This is a genomic window from Streptomyces sp. NPDC058274, assembly GCF_042881375.1.
Taxonomy (GTDB): domain Bacteria; phylum Actinomycetota; class Actinomycetes; order Streptomycetales; family Streptomycetaceae; genus Streptomyces.
Genome location: NZ_JBHVXW010000019.1, coordinates 174,554 through 181,249, shown reverse-complemented (window position 1 = coordinate 181,249; position 6,696 = coordinate 174,554). Strand labels below are relative to the sequence as shown.

Here is a 6,696-nt window from a genome sequence, read left to right as displayed (position 1 = left end):
CCACCGAGACACCTCGCTCGGCGCACGCGTCCAGCAGCGGACGGGCGCTGCGGTCGAGCAGTGTCCACCGGCCGGCCACCATCACCGCGTCCACGTCCGCCTCGGCGACGATCCGCAGCAGCGGGCCGACGGCGTTCATGCCCGCGCCGACCGCGCCGATCACCCCTTGGTCGCGCAGGGCCGCCAGCGCGGGCAGTGCCTGCTCGACGGCGATGTCCAGGTGGTCGTCGGGGTCGTGGACGTAGACGATGTCCACCCGGTCCAGGCCGAGGCGGGTCAGGCTGCTCTCCAGGCTCCGCAGTACGCCGTCGCGCGAGTAGTCGGGGCGGCGGATCAGCGTGTCCGGTACGGCGAATCCGCCCGCGGCCAGGTCGGATCCGGTGGGCGCGGGGTGGGGTTCCAGCAGGCGGCCGACCTTGGTGGAGACGGTGAACTCCGCCCGGGGGCGGTGGGCGAGGGCCGCGCCGAGGCGCCGTTCGGACAGTCCGAGGCCGTAGTGCGGGGCGGTGTCGTAGTAGCGGACGCCGACGTCCCAGGCGGCGTCGACCGCGGCCCGTGCCTGGTGGTCGTCGAGCGGGGTGCTGAGGTTGCCGAGGGGGGCGGCGCCGAATCCCAGGGCGCTGACCTGGACGCGCGTACGGCCGAGCCGGCGGGCTCTCACCCGGGGATTCCGTACCAGCGGGCGGCCGTCGTGCCGAAGACCGCCTCGCGCTCCTCGGCGCCCAGGTCTTCGGTGAGGGTCTCGGCGACGGCCAGGACCTCGTCGTACCCGGCCGCGAGCAGGCAGACCGGCCAGTCCGAGCCGTACATGAGGCGGTCCGGGCCCAGGGTCGCAAGCAGTACGTCGGCGTAGGGGCGCAGAGCGGCATGGGCCGGCGTCTGCGCGGTCCGGGTGACCAGGCCCGACAGCTTCACGGCCACGTTGGGGCAGTCGGCGAGTTCGGTCAGCGTCGAGGTCCACGGGGCGAGACCGTCGCCGCCCACGACCGGATTGCCGGCGTGGTCCAGGACGAAGCGGACGTGCGGGAGTTCGCGTACCGCCCGGACGGCGGCGGGGAGCTGGTCCGGCCGGACGAGCAGGTCGTAGACGAGGCCCGCGGCGGCGACCGCCTCGATGCCGCGCCGGACGTCGGGACGCGCCGTCCAGTCCGGATCCGCCTCGTCCTGGATGCCGTGCCGGATGCCGGCGAGCGCGGAGCCCCCGGGACCCTCGCGCAGTTCCGCGAGCCGGTCGGCGATGCCGGGGTCCGTCAGGCTGGTCCAGCCCACGACGGCCCGGATGTGCGGGTCCCCGGCCGCGAGGGCGAGCAGTTCAGGTGTCTCCTCGGGTACGGCGATGGTCTGTACGACGACGGTGGCGTCGATCGCGTTCCGGTCGAGGACCGGGCGCAGTTCGGCGGCGGTGAAGCTCCGGCGGAGGGCGGGCAGGTCCCGGGTCCAGGGCTGGTCCCGGACTTCGAGGTCCCAGAGATGGTGATGAGCGTCGATGCGCACCGTTTGATCCTTGGGGATGAGGTGAGCGGATTCCGGAGGTGCGGGCCCTGGCGCACGGGGGCGGCTGGAAGTGCGCGGGCCCCGATGCACGTGCCTTCAGTCGAGGTGGAAGACCTCCTCGGCCGGAGCCCACCACTGTCCCTCGGCCACGGTGTCCAGCGGCTGCTGGCACGGGTCGGTCAGCGCCCACCAGTCGCGGGTGACGGGATCGGCCGCGATCGCCGCGGTGTCGGCGGCGTAGTCGTCCCCCGTGTATTCGAGGTAGCTGAACAGCAGTCCGTCGCGCAGGAAGATGGAGTAGTTGCCGATGTCGGCCCGCTTGAGGGCGGCGAGTACGTCCGGCCAGGCGGCGGCGTGGAGTTCGCGGTACTCCGCCTCCTTCTCGGGGCGCAGCCGGATCACGGCGGCGAAGCGTTGCATGGGGTCAGTTCTCCTTCCGTGGCCGCAGCCGCGCAGGTGGCAGTCGTGCGGCGGGCCCGTCCCGGACGGCGTCGCTCCCTGCTGCGCGAAGGATCTGATTCATCCGGCATGGATCTGCTTCATCTGACAGGCAGGACCTTAAGGATGGGATCCTTCCTGTGCAAGAGTTTCGGTGATATGCGGCTTTAGATACCTTAAGTAGTGGTTCAACAGCCCTATAAATTAAGTTCTGTTCGGACTCTTCTCAACGTGTAACACCGATGTCATAGTGGCCACCGCCGATGAACCTGATTAATCCGAACGGACAAGAGGGGGTACGCAGTGGCCGATCCAGCGCAGGTCCCTGGTGAAGGAGATGACGAGGCGTCGCGTCCTTACCGGCCGGGATATGAGCTGGTGGCCGAGCAGCTGCTGAACTACATCGCCGAACAGAACCTGCGGTCCGGCGACCGGCTCCCCACCGAACAGGGCCTCGCCCAGATCCTGGGCGCCTCCCGCAACGTCACCCGCGAGGCGGTGAAGGTCCTGGCCGCCATCGGCCGGCTGAGTGTGCGGCGCGGCGCCGGAATCTTCGTCGCGGAGTCGGGCGGCGGTCTGGTCGACGACCAGCTCTCGCACTTCCGGCCGACGAGCATGGAAGACGTCCTGATGCTTCTGGACTACCGGACGGTGATCGAGTCGGAGACGGCCCGCCGTGCCGCGTCCCTGGCGACGCCGATCGAGGTCCGGACCATCCGGGAGAGTGCCGAGACCTCGCTGGTGGCGGCCGGGGAGGACGACGGGTACGCCTTCGCCAAGGCCGACGCCGCGTTCCACGACGCGGTCGGGGCCGCCTCGCACAACGTGTTCCTGAGGTCGAGCGTCGCCGGTGTACGCCGCCTCGCATCCCAGTCCGATGTGCTGCTCTTCCACGGTGACGCGCCCGGCTCGCTGGAAGTCGCCGCACGTCAGCATCTCGCCATCGCCGAGGCGGTCGCCGCGGGGGAGGCCGACCTTGCAAGTGAACTGATGGTGGAGCACATCGCCACCACGCAGAGCCAGTTCGAGCGAAAGATTCGTGACCGGCTGTTCAGCATCGACGACCGCGGCGCCTTCGGGCCGCCCCCGCGGACTTCGAGGAACACCGGCGCCGGGGACCCACCCCTGTCCCCGAAGGCATCCGCCTCGTAAACCGGCACCACGCACGCGTCACACGCCACGGCATGAGCATCGCGCACCCGCCGTGGCACGAGTACCGAGCTTCACCCACGCGCCACGGCACGAGCATCGCGCACCCGCCGTGGCGCGAGTACCGAGCTTCACCTACGCGCCACGGCGCGGGCGCCGAGCACCGCGCCCGTGCCACGGCTCCCGCACCGAGCCGCTTCTGCACCGAGCCGCTCCGGCACTGAGCCCCCAACGCCCTGGGACCCCGGAGGACGACCGGGTTCCCAGACCTCACTCCCCTCAGGCGATTGGATTTCCGTGTCTCTACCGTCTGCTCGCGGGGGCAAGTTCGCGCCCCTGCGAAGAAGCCTCATAGCCGCCGTGTCCCTGGCCACGGTGGCGGCACCGCTGGCCCTCGCCGTACCGGCCCAGGCCGCGCCGAAGACGTCGGACCTCGACGTCTACGTCTCGCCGGCCGGCCGGGACTCCGGCACCGGCACCGCCGCACATCCCTTCAAGACCCTGGAACACGCACGCGACTATGTGCGCGACGCCAAGAAGAAGGTCAGCGGCGACGTCCACGTACGGCTGCTGTCCGGTACGTACCAGCTCAGCCGCACCTTCACGCTGACCGCCCAGGACTCCGGAAGCGACGGGCACAAGGTGGTCTACGAGGCCGCCCCCGGCGCGCACCCGGTGATCAGCGGGGGCAAGCAGGTCACCGGCTGGACCCCGGCCGACTCGGCGGGGAAGGTCTACAAGGCCAGGGTGGGTGACATCGACACCCGCCAGCTCTATGTGAACGGCGAGTTGGAGACCCGGGCGCGCGGCGGCAAGAACCCGTCCGGGTTCAGCAAGACGTCCACCGGCTACACCTTCACCGACAGCAGCCTCAGCAGCTACAAGCGTCCCGCGGATCTGGAGGTCGTCAGCAGCTGGGGCTGGAAGCTCATGCGCTGCCCGGTGCAGTCGATCTCCGGCACCACGATGACGATGCAGCAGCCCTGCTGGCACAACGCCAACCTCCAGCCGGGCCAGGAGATCACCAACCCGACCTGGCTGGAGAACGCCCGCGAACTGCTGGACACCCCCGGCGAGTGGTACCTGGACAAGGGCCAGGGCGAGATCTACTACCTGCCCAAGTCCGGTCAGGACCTGTCCACCGCGACCGTCACGGTGCCGCGTGTGCAGGACCTGGTCGACCTGAACGGCACCAAGGCCGCCCCGGTGAGCAACGTGTCCTTCGAGGGCCTCACCTTCTCCTACTCCACCTGGCTCGCCCCCAGTTCGTCCGAAGGCCTCATCGAGGGCCAGGCCGGCTTCCGGATGGTCGGCAACGACCCCGACTTCGACGCCACCCGGCTGAAGTGGCAGAAGACGCCCGGCGCGGTCAACGTGAGCCACGGCCACGACGTCGGTTTCCGGGGCAACACCTTCACCCATCTCGGCGCGGTCGGTCTCAACCTGAACACCGGCACCCAGGGCACCGACATCACGGGCAACGTCTTCCGCCAGATCGCCGCCACCGGCATCCAGATCGGCGGCGTCGAGGTGATCGACGCCCATCCCGACGACCCCCGGGACATCACCAAGGACACCACGGTCGACAACAACGTGGTCACCAAGGCCGCCGACCAGTACAACGGCTCGCTCGGCATCCTGGCCGGCTACACCGACCACACGGTGATCACCCACAACAAGGTCTACGACCTGCCCTACTCCGGCATCTCCGTCGGCTGGGGCTGGGGCCTGACCGACAAGGGCGGCGACACCAACTACCCGGGCAACTCCGGTGTCCCGGTCTGGGACACCGACACCACCAGCCGGGACAACAAGGTGACGGACAACGATGTCTTCGACATCATGAAGTCACAGGCCGACGGCGGCGCCATCTACACCCTCAGCACCAACCCCGGCGGCGTGGTCTCCGGCAACTACCTCCACGGCGTCCCGGAGCCGGCCTACGGCGCCATCTACCACGACGAGGGCAGCCGTTACTGGCAGAACACCGGCAACGCCCTGTGCGACGTGGCGTACCAGTGGCTGCTGATGAACCACGGCATGGACATCACCGCCACCGGCAACTTCACCACCCAGCCCGCGTTCACCACCCAGGCCAACAGCACGGGCGACGACGTGAGCGGCAACATCACCGTCGGCTCCTGCGACCAGCTCCCGGCCTCGATCGTCAACAACGCCGGACTCCAGCCGAGTTACCGTCACCTCGACCCGGGCCCGGCCGTCACCGACACCAAGGCGCCCACCGCGCCCGGCACCCCGGCCGCGGTGACCGACTTCCCGACCGTGGCGGACCTCAGCTGGCCGGCCGCGAGCGACGACACCGGTGTCACGGGCTACTCCGTCTACCGTGACGGCAGGCTCATCAGCGCCACCGGCAAGACCTCGGTGCGGCTGTCCGGGCTGACGGGCGGGAAGACGTACAGCTTCGAGGTCACCGCCCGGGACGCCGCAGGCAACGAGTCGAAGCCGAGCGGGACGTTGAAGGTCACCATGCCCTCCGGCTCCGACCTGGCGCTGAAGCAGCCGGTCACCGCCTCCTCGGATTCGGAGGGCAACGTCCCCGGGAAGGCCGTGGACGGTGACCTCTCCACCCGCTGGGCCCAGGGTCTCGGCCTGCCCGACCCGTCGTGGATCCAGGTGGACCTCGGTGCCTCGTACGACGTGAACGGCGCGATCACCACCTTCGAGAAGAGCAGCGGCTACAAGTACCGCGTCGAGGTGTCACCGGACGAGGTCCACTGGAAGACGCTCGCGGACCACACCTCCGCGAACACCACGGCGATGACCGACTACGCCCACACCGCCGACCCGGTCACCGGCCGCTACGTACGGCTGACGGTCACCGGCTCCAGAGGCAACGGCGGCAGCATCTTCGACTTCCAGGTCTACGGCACGCCCAGCGCGCCCAGCCCGGACCACACCGCCCCCGCGGCGCCCGGGCAGCCCACCGTCAAGCCGCTGCTGCCGAGCCTGGTGGACGTCAGCTGGCCGGCCGCGACCGACGACACCGGCGTGACCAGCTATGCCGTCTACCAGGACGGCAAGCGGATCGGCGTCACCGGCGGCAGGACGCTGCGGGTCTCCGACCTGACCCCCGAGAAGGAGTACTCCTTCACCGTGGTGGCCCGCGACGCCGCGCTGAACGCCTCCGAGCCGAGCAAGGCGGCCGTCGTCACCACCCCCGCCGACAACGACCTCGCGCTGAAGAAGACGGTCACCGCCTCCTCGTACTCGGAGGACAACACGCCGCAGAAGGCGGTGGACGGCGACCTGTCCACGCGCTGGGCGCAGGGCCTGGGACTGCCCGACCCGTCCTGGATCCAGGTGGACCTCGGCAAGGACGCCGGCGTCTCTAGCGTGGTGACCACCTTCGAGAAGTCCAGCGGCTACCAGTACCTGCTCGAGTACTCCGCCGACGGCGTCACCTGGTCCACGTTCGAGGACCACACCTCCCAGAACACCACTTCGGCGGCCAACTACTCCTTCGCCGACCAGCCCGTCACCGCCCGCTACCTGCGGCTGACCGTCACCGGTTCGAGCTGGAACGGCGGCAGCGTCTACGAGCTCCAGGCGTACGGCGACTTCTGAGCCGCCGGCCCCCCGGGCCGGGCCGGC

General features: G+C 69.9%; 5 protein-coding genes. 2 read left to right on the top strand and 3 right to left on the bottom strand.

Features of this window, described 5'->3' with window-relative positions; translation table 11 throughout:
* The 3 genes from ACFVYF_RS30265 to ACFVYF_RS30255 all read right to left on the bottom strand — a co-directional run.
* Window positions 1-661, bottom strand: a 661-nt coding sequence (locus tag ACFVYF_RS30265) for an aldo/keto reductase (protein WP_389460437.1), incomplete at its 3' end; no start/stop codon positions are given.
* Window positions 658-1,494 carry an amidohydrolase family protein gene (locus ACFVYF_RS30260; RefSeq protein WP_389460436.1) on the bottom strand — a complete coding sequence of 279 codons (837 nt, stop codon included), beginning with the start codon at window positions 1,492-1,494 and terminating at the stop codon, window positions 658-660. The genes ACFVYF_RS30260 and ACFVYF_RS30265, both read right to left, overlap by 4 nt.
* 96 nt (window positions 1,495-1,590) lie before the next feature.
* Window positions 1,591-1,914: an L-rhamnose mutarotase gene (locus ACFVYF_RS30255; protein ID WP_389460434.1), complete on the bottom strand. Its 324-nt coding sequence runs from the start codon at window positions 1,912-1,914 to the stop codon at window positions 1,591-1,593.
* Window positions 1,915-2,235: 321 nt separating this feature from the next.
* Here ACFVYF_RS30255 and ACFVYF_RS30250 point away from each other — a divergent pair, with 321 nt between their 5' ends.
* The gene (locus tag ACFVYF_RS30250; protein WP_389460433.1) at window positions 2,236-3,084 is read left to right on the top strand and encodes a FadR/GntR family transcriptional regulator; all 849 of its coding nucleotides are present in this window, start codon (window positions 2,236-2,238) and stop codon (window positions 3,082-3,084) included.
* 357 nt (window positions 3,085-3,441) lie between these two features.
* Window positions 3,442-6,669, top strand: coding sequence for a discoidin domain-containing protein (locus tag ACFVYF_RS30245; RefSeq protein WP_389460431.1), 3,228 nt, complete (start codon window positions 3,442-3,444; stop codon window positions 6,667-6,669).
* The last annotated feature ends 27 nt before the right edge of the window (window positions 6,670-6,696 follow it).

Excerpts from the sequence above, each read along its gene's own strand:
- ACFVYF_RS30255 (WP_389460434.1), bottom strand. The coding sequence starts at position 1,914 with ATGCAACGCTTCGCCGCCGTGATCCGGCTGCGCCCCGAGAAGGAGGCG.